The sequence below is a fragment of the Paracraurococcus lichenis genome (assembly GCF_030657435.1).
Taxonomy (GTDB): domain Bacteria; phylum Pseudomonadota; class Alphaproteobacteria; order Acetobacterales; family Acetobacteraceae; genus Paracraurococcus; species Paracraurococcus lichenis.
In genome coordinates, this window is the sequence record NZ_JAUTWS010000005.1 from 135,003 (window position 1) to 150,630 (window position 15,628).

14 protein-coding genes and 1 tRNA gene are annotated in these 15,628 nt (G+C 72.0%); 8 read left to right on the top strand and 7 right to left on the bottom strand.

Annotated elements, in window-relative coordinates; genetic code table 11:
• Positions 1-171 precede the first annotated feature (171 nt).
• From Q7A36_RS07000 to Q7A36_RS07025, 6 genes are all read right to left on the bottom strand, one after another.
• On the bottom strand, positions 172-1,050 hold the full coding sequence (locus Q7A36_RS07000; protein ID WP_305102949.1) for an ABC transporter permease: 879 nt from the start codon (positions 1,048-1,050) through the stop codon (positions 172-174).
• Between the two features lie 3 nt (positions 1,051-1,053).
• Entirely contained in the window at positions 1,054-2,067 is a 1,014-nt protein-coding gene (locus Q7A36_RS07005) for an ABC transporter permease (protein WP_305102950.1), read from the bottom strand.
• Positions 2,048-3,313, bottom strand: a complete 1,266-nt coding sequence (locus Q7A36_RS07010; RefSeq protein ID WP_305102951.1) for an ABC transporter substrate-binding protein — start codon at positions 3,311-3,313, stop codon at positions 2,048-2,050. The genes Q7A36_RS07005 and Q7A36_RS07010 overlap by 20 nt, the downstream gene beginning before the upstream one ends.
• A gap of 17 nt (positions 3,314-3,330) precedes the next feature.
• Positions 3,331-4,353, bottom strand: a complete 1,023-nt coding sequence (locus tag Q7A36_RS07015; protein WP_305102952.1) for an ABC transporter ATP-binding protein — start codon at positions 4,351-4,353, stop codon at positions 3,331-3,333.
• A 180-nt stretch (positions 4,354-4,533) separates the two neighbouring features.
• Positions 4,534-5,883, bottom strand: a complete 1,350-nt coding sequence (locus tag Q7A36_RS07020) for an MFS transporter (RefSeq protein ID WP_305102953.1) — start codon at positions 5,881-5,883, stop codon at positions 4,534-4,536.
• Between the two features lie 50 nt (positions 5,884-5,933).
• Positions 5,934-6,563 carry a NeuD/PglB/VioB family sugar acetyltransferase gene (locus Q7A36_RS07025; RefSeq protein WP_305102954.1) on the bottom strand — a complete coding sequence of 210 codons (630 nt, stop codon included), beginning with the start codon at positions 6,561-6,563 and terminating at the stop codon, positions 5,934-5,936.
• 107 nt (positions 6,564-6,670) lie between these two features.
• Here Q7A36_RS07025 and Q7A36_RS07030 point away from each other — a divergent pair, with 107 nt between their 5' ends.
• The 5 genes from Q7A36_RS07030 to Q7A36_RS07050 all read left to right on the top strand — a co-directional run bounded on the left by Q7A36_RS07030 (position 6,671) and on the right by Q7A36_RS07050 (position 11,480).
• Entirely contained in the window at positions 6,671-7,645 is a 975-nt protein-coding gene (locus Q7A36_RS07030; protein ID WP_305102955.1) for a S1C family serine protease, read from the top strand.
• Positions 7,645-9,252, top strand: coding sequence for a serine hydrolase domain-containing protein (locus tag Q7A36_RS07035; protein WP_305102956.1), 1,608 nt, complete (start codon positions 7,645-7,647; stop codon positions 9,250-9,252). The genes Q7A36_RS07030 and Q7A36_RS07035 overlap by 1 nt, the downstream gene beginning before the upstream one ends.
• 325 nt (positions 9,253-9,577) lie before the next feature.
• Complete coding sequence (locus Q7A36_RS07040) at positions 9,578-10,555, top strand: Bug family tripartite tricarboxylate transporter substrate binding protein (RefSeq protein WP_305102957.1); 978 nt, start codon at positions 9,578-9,580, stop codon at positions 10,553-10,555.
• A 70-nt stretch (positions 10,556-10,625) separates the two neighbouring features.
• Positions 10,626-10,702, top strand: a tRNA-Met gene (locus tag Q7A36_RS07045).
• Between the two features lie 58 nt (positions 10,703-10,760).
• On the top strand, positions 10,761-11,480 hold the full coding sequence (locus Q7A36_RS07050) for a nitroreductase (protein ID WP_305102958.1): 720 nt from the start codon (positions 10,761-10,763) through the stop codon (positions 11,478-11,480).
• A gap of 105 nt (positions 11,481-11,585) precedes the next feature.
• Here Q7A36_RS07050 and Q7A36_RS07055 read toward each other — a convergent pair whose 3' ends face one another.
• Positions 11,586-12,254 carry an alpha/beta hydrolase gene (locus Q7A36_RS07055; RefSeq protein WP_305102959.1) on the bottom strand — a complete coding sequence of 223 codons (669 nt, stop codon included), beginning with the start codon at positions 12,252-12,254 and terminating at the stop codon, positions 11,586-11,588.
• A gap of 470 nt (positions 12,255-12,724) precedes the next feature.
• Here Q7A36_RS07055 and Q7A36_RS07060 point away from each other — a divergent pair, with 470 nt between their 5' ends.
• The 3 genes from Q7A36_RS07060 (at position 12,725) to Q7A36_RS07070 (ending at position 15,627) form a co-directional block, all read left to right on the top strand.
• Positions 12,725-13,219, top strand: coding sequence for an Rrf2 family transcriptional regulator (locus Q7A36_RS07060; protein ID WP_305102960.1), 495 nt, complete (start codon positions 12,725-12,727; stop codon positions 13,217-13,219).
• A gap of 12 nt (positions 13,220-13,231) precedes the next feature.
• A complete protein-coding gene (locus Q7A36_RS07065) occupies positions 13,232-14,317 on the top strand; it encodes a cysteine desulfurase family protein (protein WP_305102961.1) in 1,086 nt (361 codons plus the stop codon).
• A gap of 137 nt (positions 14,318-14,454) precedes the next feature.
• Positions 14,455-15,627 carry a cysteine desulfurase family protein gene (locus Q7A36_RS07070; RefSeq protein WP_305102962.1) on the top strand — a complete coding sequence of 391 codons (1,173 nt, stop codon included), beginning with the start codon at positions 14,455-14,457 and terminating at the stop codon, positions 15,625-15,627.
• Position 15,628 lies beyond the last annotated feature (1 nt).

Below are 15,628 nucleotides of genomic sequence, written 5' to 3' on the forward strand. Positions count from 1 at the left end.
GATAGAGGCTTGTCCCGGCACTGGAATGTCTTGGTTATGCCACCGGTCCGGAGCGACGCCGCAGGTTCCGCCCATCGCGGCCGGCGTTGCAATCCAAATCGTCATGTCCGGGCGGGGGTTGGCGGCGGGGGAGGGCGCCGCCGCCCGCGCCCTCCCTCGCCGCGGCGCGCCTCAGCCCCGCTGCAGGCGGAGCCGCCGCCAGAGGGCGATGGCCGCGAAGGACAGGCCAATCACCAGCACCGAGACGCCGGTGGTCAGCGTGCCGAGCGCGTAGATCTCCGGCGTCGTCACCGTCGTCGTCAGCCCCTGCAGCTCGAGCGGCAGGGTGTTCAGGTCGCCGATCGCCTGCGACGACCGCGCGATCTCGTCCCAGGAGAGGGTGAAGCCGAAAAGCGCGACGCCGACCAGGCTCGGCCCGATCAGCGGCAGCACCACATGGCGGAAGACCTGCCAGGGGGAGGCGCCGAGGTCCCGCGCCGCTTCCTCGAGCTGCGCCGGGAAGCGGTTGAAGACCGCGAACATGATCAGCAGGCCGAAGGGCAGCGTCCAGGTCAGGTGCGCGCCGAGGCCGGAGGTGAAGAGGCCCATCGCCGTGGTGTAGCCCTCGGCAACCCAGGCGACCTCATGCGCCTCCGCCCAGGCCTTCACCGCATCGTCGATCAGGCGGAACTCGAGCGCGATGCCGAGCGAGACGACGATGGAGGGCACGATCAGGCTGGCGACCGTCAGGTGGAACAGCGCGGACTGGCCGGGGAAGCGCCGCCGGAAGGCATAGCCGGCCGACAGCGAGATCAGCGTCGTCAGCACCATGACGACGAGGCCAAGCTTCACCGAGCGCCGGAAGGCCGCCCAGATGTCCACCACGCCGACGCCCTTCCACAGCGTCTGGTACCAGTGGGCCGAGACGCCCTGCATCGGGAAGGTCAGCCCGCCCTCCGGCCCCTGGAAGGAGAGGACGAGGATGGTCAGGGTCGGGCCGTAGAGGAACAGCACGAAGGCGGCGAAGACCAGGGCGAGCAGCCAGAAGCCGAGGGGCCGGCGTTCCTCCATGGCCTAGAGCTCCCGCCGGATGTCGACCAGCTTGGTCATGACCGCGATGATGAGCAGCACGAGGGCGAGCAGCACCATCGCCTGGGCCGCGGCGGCCGGGAATTGCAGGTAGGACATCTGCACCTGGATGACCTTGCCGACGGATGCGATCTGCTGCCCGCCCATGACGCCGATGGTCACGAAATCGCCCATCACCAGCACGATGACGAAGATGGAGCCGATGACGAGGCCGGGCTTGGCGAGCGGCACCACGACGTGCCAGGTGGTCTGCCAGGCGCTGGCGCCGGCGTCCCGTGCTGCCTCCAGCAGCCGGTGGTCGATGCGCATCATGCTGTTGAAGACCGGCACCACCACGAACAGCGTGTAAAGGTGCACGAAGGCGAGGACCACAGAGAATTCCGAGAAGAGCAGCCAGTCCTGCGGCTGGTCCACGACCCGGAGCGCGAGCAGCGCATTGTTCACCACCCCCTCCCGGCCCAGCAGCGGGACCCAGGAGATCATGCGGATGACGTTCGAGGTCAGGAAGGGCGCGGTGCAGACCAGGAACAGCGCCATGCGCACGCCGTCCGAGCGGACGTGGAAGCAGAGGAAGTAGGACACGGCGAAGCCGAGGACGAGGGTGATCGCCCAGACCATGCCGCAGAGCCGGAGCGTGGAGATATAGGTGCGGAAGGTGGTGCAGAGCCCGTCGGAGAGGTTGCCGCAGCCCTCGAACATCTCGACGTAGTTGCGCTGCGTCACGTCGGGGACCAGCGAGTATTCGGTGTAGTTCCACAGGCTGACGACGCCGGTTGCCAGCAGCGGGAAGACGAAGAACAGCAGCAGCACGGCCCAGAGCGGCGCCGCCTGCAGCAGCGGCGCCCAGGACCGCCGCGCGGGCGGGGCGGCGGCGAGGATCGGGGCCGCCTCGGCAGCGGGTGCCGCCGGCACGAATTCCGCCTCGATGGCCTCGGCCGGGGAGGGCGTCGCCACCCTCCCCGCCACGTCAGCCACGGGATCAGGCAGCGATGAACTCATTCCATTTCCTGACCATGTAGTCGTTCTCGTCCATCACGGCGTTCCAGCAGGCGACGGCGCCCATGCGGGCCTCGAAGCTGCCACCGTCGCGCACGCTGCCGGCCTTCTCCATCACCGTGCCGTCCGGCGCCTTGATGTCCTGCGCCGCCGGCTTGCCCTCCATCCAGAAGTCCCATTCGTAGGGCTGCATGTTGGCCTTGGCCGTCGGCAGCACGGCGGAGTAGTAGCCCTGCCGGTTCAGGAAGGCGCCGGCCCAGCCCGAGAGGAACCAGTTGATGAAGTCGTAGGCGGCGTCGAGCTTGCGCCCGGTCAGCGTCTTCGGCAGGCCGAAGCCGGCGGCCCAGGCGCGGTAGCCCTCCTTCAGCGGCTGGTAGATGCAGGGCACGCCCATGCTGCGCACCTTGGTGACCGCGGGCGACCACATGGACTGGATGACGGTCTCGCCCGAGGCCATCAGGTTGACGCTCTCGTTGAAGTCCTTCCAGAAGGCCCGGAACTGGCCGGCGCGCTTGGCCTCGGTCAGGACCTTCATGGTCAGGTCGATCTCGGCCTTCGTCATGTTGCCCTTGTCGGCATATTTGTGCTGCCCAGTCGCCTCGACGACCATGGCCGCGTCCATGATGCCGATGGACGGGATGTTGAGGATCGAGGCGCGACCCTTGAACTCGGGGTTCAGCAGCTCGGCCCAGGAGGTGATGGGCCGGCCGATCTTGTCCGGCCGGATGCCGAGGGTATCGGCATTGTAGGTGGTCGGGATCAGCGTCAGGTATTCGGTCTGCGAGGGGGCGAAGGTCTTCGCCTCGCGCTCCGGCAGGTAGAGCACCTTCCAGGGCGCGGTGCCCTGGCCGCCGATCTTCTTGGCTCCGACCTCGCCCTTGAGGAAGACGCTGGTGATGTTGCCGGCTTCCTTGATGCGCTTGGCATCCATGCCGACCAGGTTCCCGGACGGCACGATCTTCTTCAGCATCCAGTATTCGGAATCGAGGACGTCGAAGCTGTTCGGCTGCGTCACCGCGCGGCGCACCACGTCGTCCGAGGTGACCGGGATGTAGTCGAGGGTGATGCCGAGGTCTTCCTTGACCTTGTCCCTGATGCCCTGGTGCTGGTTCACCGCGGTGCCGACATAGCGCAGCGTCACCGCCCCCTGGGCGTGCACCGCCGGCGCCGCCAGCCCGGCCGCGGCGAGGGCCGCCGCCGCCTTCAGCGCGTCGCGTCTGGCGATGCCCATCCCCGTCTTCTCCTTCATGGTCCCCACTCCTCGGGTCAGTGCCCGGCCGCGGTGCTGTCCGCGAGCGGGCGGATATCGGCCTCGTCCCAGGCCAGGTGCACGGCGTCGCCCGGCGCGACGGGGCGGGCATGCAGCGCGGCCTCGGTCAGCGCGACGGTGAACTCCTCGGCGCCGGACCCTGCCAGGGTCACGCCGAAGCCGGTGCCGGTATACTCGACGCCGGTGACGGTCGCGGGCTGGCCATGATCCGCGATATGCGTGCGGTTGCTGCGCACCGCGATCAGGCTGCCGTCCGGCCGGGCGAAGACGTTGTGGCCGCCCATGAAGCGCGCGACGAAGGCGGTGCGCGGACGGTCGAAGATCTCCTCCGGCGTGCCCTGCTGCTCGATCCGGCCGGCGCGCATCAGCACGACATGGTCGGCCAGGGCCAGCGCCTCATCCTGGCTGTGGGTGACATGGACGAAGCTGATCTGCAGCTCGCGCTGGAAGCGCTTCAGCTCGGCCCTGACACGGCCGCGCAGGAAGGGGTCGAGGGCCGAGAGCGGCTCGTCCAGCAGCAGCGTCGCCGGGTTGGTCACCAGGGCGCGGGCCAGCGCCACGCGCTGCTGCTGCCCGCCCGAGAGCTGCGCCGGCAGCCGCGCGCTGTAGGTATCCATCTCCACCAGCCGCAGCGCCTCATGCGCCTTGGCGTGGCGCTCCACCTTGCCGACGCCGCGCATGCGGAGCGAGAAGGCGACGTTGTCCAGCACGCTCAGATGCGGGAAGAGCGCATAGGACTGGAACATCATCGCCGTGCCGCGGCGGGCCGGCGGCAGGCCGACGATCGGGACATTGTCCAGCAGGATGTCGCCGGTGGTCGGCAGCTCGTGCCCGGCGAGCAGGCGCAGCGTGGTGGTCTTGCCGCAGCCCGAGGGGCCGAGCAGGCAGACATAGCTGCCGGCGGCGATGCGCAGGTCGAGCGCATCCACGGCGACGGCGCCGCCCGTGAAGCGCTTGGTGACGGCGGCGAATTCGATCGCACCGCGCGCCTTGGCGGCGGTCGGGCGCAGGGTGGTCATGCCGTGCAGGTCCGCGGTCTCCGGCTTGGTCCGCCCAAAGGAAGGAGAGGGCGGCGCCACCGCCTTGCAGCATGCGTGCCAGCGACGGCGCCTGGAAAGTCCTTTCCTTCGCAGGCGAAACCCTGCGGCCTGCCCAGGCTTGCGGCAATCTGCCGGAAGCGGCGGCAGACGGCACCCGGGTCAGTGGCCCAGCACGGCCTCGGCCCGCGGCGCCGCCTCGCCCGGGCGCGCCGCCTGCTTCACCAGCAGCGCCGCCGCGGCCACCAGGCCAGGGATCGCCATGACGGTGAAGATCGCGCCGAACCCCATCTGCCGCCGCGCCAGTTCGGCCACCAGGAAGGACCCGGCGATGCCTCCGAACCGCCCGAGGCCGAGCATCCAGGCAACGCCCGTCGCCCGCCCCTGGGTCGGGTAGAAACCGGCCGCCAGCGCCGGCAGGGAGGACTGCGCGGTGTTCATCAGCGTCCCGGCGACGAAGACCGCCGCCATCAGCAGGCTGAGATTGCCGGCCGCCTGGCCGATCGCCCAGACCGCGAGACTGGTCAGCGCGAAGCCCGCGGCGATGACGAGGTTCGGGTTCATCCGGTCCATCAGCCAGCCGCAGAGGATCGCGCCGAAGCCGCCCAGCGGGAAGAGTGCTGCGATCAGCGCCGCGGTGCGGGGGTCGAGCCCGGCATCGCCGAACAGGATCGGCATCCAGTTCAGCAGCGCGTAGAAGATCACGAGGCCCATGAAATAGGTCAGCCAGAGCATCGCCGAGCCCAGCGCATAGGGCCGCGAGAGCACCAGGCGGATGCCGCCGCGCTGCGCCGGCGTCGCCTCGGCGAGGGTGAAGTCGGCGGCCTCGGCGGCCTCCGGCCCGATGCGGCGCAGCACGGCGCGGATGCGCTCCGGCGCATGCCGCTTGGCCACCATGTAGCGTACCGATTCCGGCAGCCGCAGGACCAGCAGCAGCCCGAGCGCGAGCGGCACGACGCCACCCAGCAGCAGCACGCTCCGCCAGCCGAAGGCCGGGATCATCCAGGCCGCGAGGAAGCCGCCGAAGGCCGCGCCCAGCGGGAAGCCGCAGAACATCGCATTGGTCAGCGTCGCCCGCCGCGCGGCGGGGCAATACTCGCTCATCAGCGTCACGGCATTCGGCATGGCGGCGCCGAGGCCGAGGCCGGTGGCGAAGCGCCAAGCGGTCAGCGCCCCGAGGCTGCCGGCGAAGGAGGAGGCGAGGCTCGTCGCGCCGATCAGCAGCACGGAGCCGACCAGCACGCGCTTGCGACCGAAGCGGTCGGCCAGCGGCCCGGCCGCCAGCGCGCCGAAGGCCAGGCCGAAGAGCGCCGCGCTCAGCACCGGGCCGAGCGCCGGCCGCTCGATCCCCCATTCCGCCACCAGGCGCGGCGCGATGTAGCTGATGGCGGCCGTGTCGAAGCCGTCCAGCAGGACGACGCAGAAACACAGCACGAAGACCAGCCACTGGAAGCCGGAGACGGGGTGGGCGTCGAGGAATTCCTGGACGTCGGCGCTGGGTTGTTGCGGCATGGCTTCCTCCCGCGGTTCGGGACGCCAACGCAGCCGCCCCCGTCCGGGCTTCAGCCGGGCAGCGGCCGCGCCGGCACCCCGCCCACCACGGCGCCGGGCGGGACCTCCTCTGTCACCGCCGCGCCGACGCCGACCACGGCCCCCGCCCCGATCGTCACATAGGGCCGGCAGGCCGCGCCGGCGCCGATCAGCGCCCGGGCGCCGACCCTGACGCCGCCCGGCAGCACGCAGCCCGGGCCGCAATGCGCGCCCTCCCCGACCTCCACGTCGTGCTCCAGGATCGCGCCGGTATTGACGATGCAGAACCGGCCGATGCGGGCGGCGGCGCCGAGGACCGCGCGCGGCAGCACCACCGTCCCCTCCCCGACCTCCGCGCTGCGCGCCCGGATGGCGGAGGGATGGATCAGCATCGGGAAGCCGAAGCCGAGGGCGGCTAGGCGCGCGGCCGCCGCCAGCCGCGCCGCGGCATCGCCGATCGCGAGGCAGGCCTGGTCCACCCCTGCCGCACGCAAGGCGGGCAGCACGGCCTCGTCGCCCAGGACCGGCACCCCGAGCATGACCGGCGCCCGCGGGACGGCATCCACCAGCCCGACGATCTCCCAGGCCGGCAGGTCCCGCAGCAATTCGATCAGCGCCCGGCCATGGCCGCCGGAGCCGAGGACCACCAGCCTCCCCGCCATCGCTCCCTCCTGCCATCTCCCGCGTTGGCGAAGCCGTCGGATGGGCCGATATTGGACCCCAAGGCCAATCCAGGACCATCCCCGAAGGGCGGAGCGGATATACAGGCATGCCAAGCAGCGAATGGGAAATCCCGTCGGACCTCCAGCCGGATCCCTCCGAGCATGAGTTCGACCTGGACCAGGTGCTGCGCTCCGTCGTCGCGGTGAAGGCGCTGGTCCCGCCGGATGCCTTCACCGCCCAGACCCTCGGCACGGAGCGCGCGGGCAGCGGCGTGGTCATCCGGCCGGACGGGCTGATCGCCACCATCGGCTACCTCGTGACGGAAGCCGAGACGATCTGGCTGACCACGCATGACGGGCGCGCCATCCCGGGCCATGCCCTCGCCTATGATTTCGAGACGGGCCTCGGCCTGATCCAGGCGCTCGGCAAGCTCAACCTGCCGGCCCTGCCGGTCGAGACCGGCGACCTGCCGCGGCCGGGCGATACCTGCGTGCTGGCCTCCGCCGGCGGCCGCAAGCACGCGCTGCGCTGCACCATCGCGGCGCGGCAGGAATTCGCGGGCTACTGGGAATACATGCTGGAGGACGCGATCTACACCGCGCCCGCGCACCCCTCCTGGGGCGGGGCCGGGCTGATCGGCGGCAACGGCACGCTGATGGGCATCGGCTCCCTCGTCATGCAGCAGCAGGACGGCAAGGGGCGGCGGGTCGATCTCAACATGGTGGTGCCGGCCAGCCTGCTGCCGCCGATCCTCGGTGACCTGCTCGCCTATGGACGGCCGAACCGCCCGGCGCGGCCCTGGCTCGGCCTCTACGCGACCGAGGACGAGGCCGGCGTGCTGGTCAGTTCCCTCGCCCGCAACGCGCCCTCGCAGAAGGCGGGCCTGCAGGAGGGCGACCGCATCCTTGCCGTGGCCGGCACGCGGGTCTCCGACCTCGCCGGCCTCTGGCGCGCGGTCTGGGCCGCCGGTACGGCCGGCGCCCGGGTGCGGCTGACCATCGGCCGGGATGCCGGCCCGAAGGACCTGGTGGTCACCTCCATCGACCGGCGCAGCTTCCTCAAGGCGCCGAGGCTCCACTGATGACCGATCTCGGCCTGCTGGCCCTGCGCCGGGCGGCGCGGCGGCTGCTCGCGCCCTGGGATCGCGGGGAAAGCCCGGGGGCCACCATCGGCCTGGTGCGGGACGGCGCCCTGGCGCTGCACGAGAGCGCCGGCGCGGCGAGCCTCGAGCTCGGCCTGCCGATCGGGCCGGAGACCTGCTTCCGCATCGCCTCGGTCAGCAAGCAGTTCACCTGCGCCGCCATCCTGTTGCTGGAGGCGGAGGGCCGGCTCTCCCGCGAGGACGCAGTGCAACGGCACCTGCCCGGGCTGCCGGACCTCGGCGCGCGCATCACGCTCGACCATCTCATGCGCAACTGCTCCGGCCTCCGGGACATGCTGGAGCTGATGCGCTTCGCCGGCACTGGTCTCGGCCAGCCCGCCACGGCGGAGCAGCTCCTCGACGCCATCGGCCGGCAGCGCAGCCTGAACTTCGCGCCGAACACGCGCTTCCTCTACTCCAACTCGGGCTTCCTGCTGCTGGGCCGGGTGGTGGAGGCGGCCGCGGGCGAGCCGCTGGCGACATTCCTCGAGCGGCGGATCCTGGCGCCGCTCGGCATGACCCGCACGCGCCACACGCCCTCCGTCGCGGAGGTCGTGCCCGGCCTCGCCACCGGCTACTTCCCGCAGGGCGAGGGCTTCGTCCGTGCGCCGCACGGCTTCGCGCTGGGCGGCGAAGGCGGGCTGGTTTCCTGTGTCGAGGACCTGGCGCTGTGGGACCGCAACTTCTCGACCGGGCTGGTCGGCGGCGTCGCCCTGGGCCGGGCGCTGGCGGAGCGGGTGCCTTTCGGGAACGGCCGGCTGAACCTCTATGCCCGCGGGCTGGAGGTCGCGGACTACCGAGGCCTCCGTACCGAGACGCATGGTGGCCTCTGGCCGGGCTACCGGACCTGCTTCCTCCGCGCGCCGGAGGCCGGGCTGACGGTGATCGTCATCGCCAACCATGGCGGCATCGACGTCCACCAGTTGGGCCACCGGATGCTGGACGCCGCGGTCGAGGGCCGGCCGGGCATCCACCCCGTGCCAGCCCTGCCGCCCCGCCCGGCGCTGGAGGCGCTGACCGGCCGCTGGCTGGAGCCGGAGAGCGGCACCACGCTGGAAATCGAGCTCACGGCGGACGGCACGCCTAGGGCGACGCAGCACGGTCTGCCCTTCACCCTGGCGCCGGCGGAGGATGGAAGGCTGGTCGCGCAGCGCGGCGCCTTCCCCTTCGCGCTCTCCCTGCCGGAGGATGGGCGGCTGCTGGTCGAGACCGATGCCGGCATCATCACCTCCTTCCGCCGCGCGGCGACCGAGGCCAGGCTGCCGGAAGGGCTGGAGGGCGCCTGGACCTGCGCCGAGCTGGACGCGACCTGGACCATCGCGCCGGGGACCGAGGGCCTCGTCCTGCGGGTCCGCGGCCCGGTCGGCTCGGACGGCCCCTGGCCGGTGCTGCCGATCGAGGGCGACTGCTTCCGCGTGCTGACGCCGGCGACACTGTTCCAGGGCTGGGTGGATGCGCAGGCGGTGCGCGATGCGGCCGGGCGGGTCGCGGGCTTCCTGGTGAACGGCAGCCGCGCCCGCGGCCTGCGGTTCGGGCGCGACGCCTGAGCAGGCCAATGGCCGAAGCGCCGCAGGGCGCGGAGACCTGAAGCGGCCCACTTAACCCGCAGGGCGGGAGACGGCATCGCCGCGGTAGAGGCGATGCGGGCGGTTGCCATCCCCGGCGGGCAGCGCAGCGGTGCAGGCAGCCGTTGCCGGTCACGCCTGGGCCGCCGCCCCTCGGTGACCCGTGCGCAAGCCTTACGCCCTTGATCGCCTGGGCGCCCCGCCTGCCTTTGTCCGCGTCGCCACCCCGCGACCGCGGCGCATCCGATGCGCTACGCTGCCGGAAAGGGCCGCCGGCCGCCGCGGCCCGGCAGGGAGGGACCGACCGATGACCACGACCCGCCGCGCCGTCCTGGCCGGTGCCGCCGCGCTGCTCGCCGCGCCGGCCGCGCTCCGCGCCCAGGAAGGGCCGTACCCGAGCCGCCCGGTGACGGTGGTGGTGCCCTGGGCCGCCGGCGGCTCGACCGATGCCTTCGCCCGCCTGCTCGCCCAGCGTCTCTCGGCCGATCTCGGCCAGGGCTTCGTGGTGGACAACCGCACCGGCGCCAACGGCACCATTGGCCTCGCCTCCGCTGCCCGCGCCCGGCCGGACGGCTATACCGTGATCGTGCTGCCGAACAGCACCTATGCCGTCGCGCCGCACCTCTACCCGCTCGGCTTCACGGTGGAGCAGGCCTTCGCGGGCGTCGGCCTGCTGGTCTCCATGCCGATGTTCATGCTGGTGGGCCGGGCGACGCCGGTGACGACGCTGGCCGAGTATGTCGCGCTGGCGAAGCGGCCGGGCATGAAGCCGACCTATGCGAATGCCGGCATCGGCGCGACCAGCCACCTGGCGACGGAGATGCTGCTGCAGGCCGCCGGCATCGAGGTGGCCGATATCGGCTATCGCGGCGGCGGCCCGGCGATCCAGGCCGTCGTCGCGGGGGAAGCGGGCATGCTCTGCATGCCGGCCGCGGGCGTGATGGGGCTGATGGCCTCCGGCGACCTGCGCGCGCTGGCTGTCGCCTCGCCGCAGCGGACCCCGCTGGCGCCGGAGGTCCCGACCTTCGCCGAGCAGGGCTATCCGCAGGTCGAGATCATCGAGCACATCGCCATGCTCGCGCCCGCCGGCACGCCGCAGCCGATCCTCGAGACGCTCAACGCCGCCTGCCGCAAGGCGCTGACCGCGCCCGACATGACCCCGGCGATCGAGAAGCAGGTGGTGACGGCGGAGGCGCGGCCCCTGGCGGAATGGCCGTCCTACCTAGCGGCGGAGAGCCGCAAGATGGCGGAGATCGTCCGCGCACGGAACATCCGGGTCCAGTAGGCGGCGGGAGGCGATTGCGGCGGCAGCGGCCTTGCATTCCGCCGGCAAAGCCGCCATACCCCGCCCCCGCGCCTGGGTAGCTCAGCTGGTTAGAGCACGGCACTCATAATGCCGGGGTCGCCGGTTCAAGTCCGGCCCCAGGTACCACCCGGCTCCTCGTTTCGGCGTCTTGCCCCCGCATTGCGGGCGGGGGAGCCTGCGCGGCATGACCGAGCCCCTCCCCGACCAAGCGGCGGTCGATCGCGCCATCACCTCCCGCCGCAGCATCCGCGGCTACCGGCCGGATCTGGTGCCGGCTGAGGTCGTGCGCGACATCCTGGCCGTCGCCAGCCGCGCGCCGAGCATGACCAACACACAGCCCTGGCGCGTGCATGTGCTGATGGGCGCGGCGCGCGACGCGCTATGCCGGGAGATCGTTGCGGCGCATGCCGCGGGCGAGCATCCCGAGCCGGACTACGACTACTACCCCCGCGAATGGCTGAGCCCCTACCTCGACCGGCGGCGGCGGATCGGCTGGGCGCTCTACGGGCTGCTCGGCATCGCCAAGGGGGACCGGGAGGCGACGGCCCGCCAGCATCGCCGCAACTACGACTTCTTCGGCGCGCCGGTCGGCATGATCGTCACCCTGCACCGGTCGCTCGGCGCCGGCAGCTACCTCGACCTCGGCATGTTCCTGCAGAACGTCATGGTGGCCGCCCGGGCCCGCGGCCTCGATACCTGCGCGCAGGCGGCCTTCATGAACTGGCACGGCATCATCCGCCGGCACCTGCCCATCCCGCCGGAGGAGATCGTCATCTGCGGCATGGCGCTCGGCCATGCCGACCCGGCGGCGCCGGCCAATGCCCTCGTTTCGCCGCGCGAACCGGTGGAGGCCTTCTGCACGTTCCACGGCGCCCCGGGCGGGACCGCTGGTCGGCAGCCATGACGGCAGCCGACCTGGGTTCGGGCCTTGAGCCCGACACATTGCGCCATGCGGCCTCGGGCCGCGTCGCGCGCGTGCTACAGGTGATTCGCCAAGCGGATGCCGGCCTTAATCGGCGGCCAGCGCCATCCGGCTGCGGTTGAGCCTAGCGAGGACGTGGTCCTCTGTGGCGTCCACGACTTTCTCGGTCTCCTCCGGCGTGAAGACATGGCCGGCGCCGGGCATCACGCGGTAGTCGATGCTGATGCCCTTCTGGGTGTTCAGCTTGTCCACCAGCTTCCGTACCGAGCTCTCCGGCACCAGCTCGTCCTCCGCCCCGTGCAGCATCAGGCCGTTGCAGGGACAGGGGGCGAGGAAGCCGAAGTCGTAATGGCTGGCCGGCGCGCTGATGGAGACGAAGCCGCCCATCTCCGGCCGGCGCATGAGGAGCTGCATGCCGACATAGGCGCCGAAGGAATAGCCCGCGACCCAGAGGCTATGGGCGTTCGGGTTCACCGCCTGCAGGAAGTCGAGCGCCGCGGCCGCATCCGAGATCTCACCGATGCCGCCGTCATAACGACCCTGGCTGCGGCCGACCCCACGAAAATTGAACCGCAGGGTGGAAAACCCCAGGGCCTGGAAACGCTGATAAAGGGCATGGATCACCCGGTTGTTCATCGTCCCGCCATGCAGGGGGTGCGGGTGCAGCAGCAACGCCACCGGCGCGTTCGGCTGCTTCGAGTGATGGTAGCGCCCTTCGAGCCGCCCATCGGGGCCGGCGAACATGACCTCAGGCATCGTCCCTTGGGTCCAATTCCGGTTGTGCCAGGCACGTCCCGAATGCCAGTGGGATGAGGAGCCACCCCGCAGGCAAGCCAGGCGCGTCGTGGCGCTTGGTGGGGAAGACCTGGCTGACAACGCCTGGGCTCCCCTCGGCATCAGGGTGCGGCAGCACACAATGCCGAGAGGAGCCCGGGCCCTTCAGCCCCCTGGCCGACCGGCACCGTCCGAGCCCCAATTGTTGACCGGGGTGGTCGGTCAATCTAGCGTCCGGCCGGTGTCCACCCCAGATCGGGGGTGGCACTGGCGCGGGCACTCGATCCCGGTGTCGTCCAGCATCCCGGGGGCAGTCTCCCGAACCCCTGGGCCGGCGGGACTATAGAGATGCGAGTGAGACTTTCATAACGGAATCAAGGCATGGCGCCCATGTTTCCTGCTCCTGGCCCGTATGCCGGTATACAAGAATCAGCGCGCTAGGGATTCCAGCCATGCGACTTTCCACCCGCGGGCGATATGCCGTCATGGCCATGGTCGAGTTGGCGGCCCGCCAGCAGGGATGCGCAACCGACCCGCGCATCGGACGGCCCGTCAGTCTCGCCGAACTTGCGCAAGCACAATTGCTGTCGCTGGCCTATCTCGAGCAGCTCTTCGGCCATCTCCGCCGGGCGGGCCTCGTCGCCTCCGCGCGCGGACCGGGGGGTGGCTATCGCCTGGCGCGGCCGGCCGAGACCATCGCTGTGGCCGACATCGTGGACGCGGTCGACGAATCGATCCGCGCGACGCGCTGCGAGCAGGGCTCGCCCGGCTGCCTCGGCGGCGAGCGCTGCCTGACGCATGACCTCTGGTCCGAACTCGGCGAGCAGATCCGCCTTTTCCTCGCGCATGTGACGCTGGCCGATGTGGTGGCGGGCCGCATCGCCGGCCGGGCGGTGGCGCCGCGCGACCAGGCGGTGGTCGACGTACCGGCGGAGGCGGCGCAGTAGCGCCGGCCGCAGGTGGAGCCTCTCTATCTCGATGCCAATGCGACCGAGCCGCTGCGGCCGGCCGCACGGGCGGCGGTGATCACGGCGCTGGAGGCCGGCGGCAATCCCTCCTCCGTCCATGCCGATGGCCGCGCCGCGCGGCGGCGTCTGGAGGAGGCGCGCGAGGCCGTCGCGGCCCGCTTCGGCGCCAGGCCGGGGGACCTGGTCTTCACCGCCGGCGGGACGGAGGCGAATGCGATCGCCGTCCGCGGCCTGTCCCGCGGCCGGCGCCTGCTGGTGGGCGCGACGGAGCACCCCGCGGTGCTGGCCGCGGCGCCGGAGGCGGAGGTGCTGCCGGTCCTGCCCGACGGGACCGCCGACCTCGACGCCCTGGCGCGGCGGCTCGCCACGGGCGGCCCGGCCCTGGTCTGCCTGATGGCCGCCAACAACGAAACCGGCGTGCTGCACCCGCTGGCAGAGGTTGCGGCGCTCTGCCGCGCACAGGGCGCGCTGCTGCATGTGGACGCGGTGCAGGCGGCCGGACGGGTGCCGCTGCCCGCCAACTACGACACGCTGGCCCTCTCCGGCCACAAGCTGGGCGGGCCTCCCGGCGCGGGCGCGCTGCTGCTGCGGCCGGGGCTGGACCTGCCGGCGCTGGTCGCGGGCGGCGGCCAGGAACGCGGCCGGCGCGGCGGGACCGAGCCGCTGCCGGCCATCGCGGGCCTCGCCGCCGCGGTGCCGGAACCCGGGGAGACGGCGCGCCTGGCGGCGCTGCGCGACCGGATCGAGGCAGGGCTGCGCGCGATCGCTCCGGATGCGGTGATCGCCGGCGCCGGCGCGCCGCGGCTGCCGAACACGGTGAACGTCATCCTCCCCGGCGTACCGGCGGAGACGCAGGTGATCGCCCTCGACCTCGCAGGGGTCAGGGTCTCGGCCGGGGCGGCCTGCTCCTCCGGCAAGGTGGGGCAGAGCCCGGTGCTGGCCGCGATGGGATTTGGCGAGGATGCCGGCTGCGGCATCCGCGTCTCCCTGCCTTGGAACGCGCCGGCGGATGCGGCGGAGCGGTTCCTGGCGGCCTGGGGGGCGATGCGCGACCGGCTGCGCAGGGGGGCAGCGTAGCATCGGGGGAGGAGAGAACTCCTCCCCGTTCGGCGCATGCGCCGAACCCCCACCTCCTTCTTCTCTGAGTCTGGCGCATCGCCGGCATTCCCGGGCGACCACTCCCGCAACGCCCGTGGCTGGCCCATCTTCCGTCCATGCGCCCGAACCGCCCGATCTACCTGGACAACCACGCCACCACCCCGGTGGACCCGCGCGTGCTGGCCGCCATGCGGCCGTGGTGGGAGGAAAATTTCGCCAACCCCCACAGCGTCGAGCACACGATGGGCCGGGCGGCAGAGGAGGCGGTCGAGGCCGCCCGCGCCGGGATCGCCGACCTGATCGGGGCGGAGGCGCGGGAGATCGTGCTCACCTCGGGCGCCACGGAATCCAACAACCTCGCCATCAAGGGCGCCGCCCGCTTCGCCGCCACCGTCGAGAGCGCGCGCACCCGCATCGTGACGCTGGCGACGGAACATAAATGCGTCCTGGAGAGCGTCCGCGACCTCGCCATGGAGGGCTTCGAGCCGGTGGTGCTGCCGGTCGGCCCCGACGGCCTCGCCGACCTCGAGGCGCTGCGGGCGGCGGTGGACGAGCGGACGCTGCTGGTCACCGTCATGGCGGTGAACAACGAGATCGGCGTCATCCAGGACCTCGCGGCCATCGGCGCCATCGCCAAGGCGGCGGGCGCGCTCTTCCATACCGATGCCGCCCAGGCCGCCGGCCGCATCCCATTGGATGTCGGGGAGATCAAGGCCGACCTCCTCTCCCTCTCCGGCCACAAGATCTACGGACCGAAGGGCATCGGCGCGCTCTATGTCCGGCGGCGGCCGCGCGTCCGCCTCGTGCCGCTCTTCTCCGGCGGCGGGCAGGAGCGCGGCTTTCGCTCCGGCACCCTGCCGGCGCCGCTGGTGGTGGGGCTGGGGGAGGCGGCGCGCATCGCCGCCACCGAGGGGCTGCTGGACGCCGGCCGGATCGCCGGGCAGCGCGACCTGTTCCTGGATGCGCTGGAGAAGGCCGTGCCCGGGGTGCGGGTGAACGGCAACCGCGAGCAGCGGGTGGCGGGCAACCTCAACATCACCTTCCCCGGTGGGGTTGATGCCCAGGCGCTGATGCGGGCGGCGCCGGAGGTCTGCGTCTCCAGCGGCTCCGCCTGCTCCTCCGCCGAGGTCGAGCCGAGCTATGTCCTCCGCGCCCTCGGGATTCCCGAGGAGGAGGCCCGCGCGACCTTGCGGATCGGCATGGGCCGCTTTACCTCGCCCGCTGATGCGGAACGGGGCGCGGCACTCCTTGCCGAAGCCTGGCACCGCCTGGCCCGAGCGGAGCGCTGAG

What these genes read in the sequence shown, in the direction of transcription:
- Q7A36_RS07060 (WP_305102960.1), top strand. Translation starts at nt 12,725, where the DNA reads ATGCGACTTTCCACCCGCGGGCGATATGCCGTCATGGCCATGGTCGAG.
- Q7A36_RS07055 (WP_305102959.1), bottom strand. Translation starts at nt 12,254, where the DNA reads ATGCCTGAGGTCATGTTCGCCGGCCCCGATGGGCGGCTCGAAGGGCGC.
- Q7A36_RS07000 (WP_305102949.1), bottom strand. Translation starts at nt 1,050, where the DNA reads ATGGAGGAACGCCGGCCCCTCGGCTTCTGGCTGCTCGCCCTGGTCTTC.
- Q7A36_RS07005 (WP_305102950.1), bottom strand. Translation starts at nt 2,067, where the DNA reads ATGAGTTCATCGCTGCCTGATCCCGTGGCTGACGTGGCGGGGAGGGTG.
- Q7A36_RS07015 (WP_305102952.1), bottom strand. Translation starts at nt 4,353, where the DNA reads ATGACCACCCTGCGCCCGACCGCCGCCAAGGCGCGCGGTGCGATCGAA.
- Q7A36_RS07030 (WP_305102955.1), top strand. Translation starts at nt 6,671, where the DNA reads ATGCCAAGCAGCGAATGGGAAATCCCGTCGGACCTCCAGCCGGATCCC.
- Q7A36_RS07035 (WP_305102956.1), top strand. Translation starts at nt 7,645, where the DNA reads ATGACCGATCTCGGCCTGCTGGCCCTGCGCCGGGCGGCGCGGCGGCTG.
- Q7A36_RS07025 (WP_305102954.1), bottom strand. Translation starts at nt 6,563, where the DNA reads ATGGCGGGGAGGCTGGTGGTCCTCGGCTCCGGCGGCCATGGCCGGGCG.
- Q7A36_RS07040 (WP_305102957.1), top strand. Translation starts at nt 9,578, where the DNA reads ATGACCACGACCCGCCGCGCCGTCCTGGCCGGTGCCGCCGCGCTGCTC.
- Q7A36_RS07070 (WP_305102962.1), top strand. Translation starts at nt 14,455, where the DNA reads ATGCGCCCGAACCGCCCGATCTACCTGGACAACCACGCCACCACCCCG.
- Q7A36_RS07010 (WP_305102951.1), bottom strand. Translation starts at nt 3,313, where the DNA reads ATGAAGGAGAAGACGGGGATGGGCATCGCCAGACGCGACGCGCTGAAG.
- Q7A36_RS07020 (WP_305102953.1), bottom strand. Translation starts at nt 5,883, where the DNA reads ATGCCGCAACAACCCAGCGCCGACGTCCAGGAATTCCTCGACGCCCAC.
- Q7A36_RS07050 (WP_305102958.1), top strand. Translation starts at nt 10,761, where the DNA reads ATGACCGAGCCCCTCCCCGACCAAGCGGCGGTCGATCGCGCCATCACC.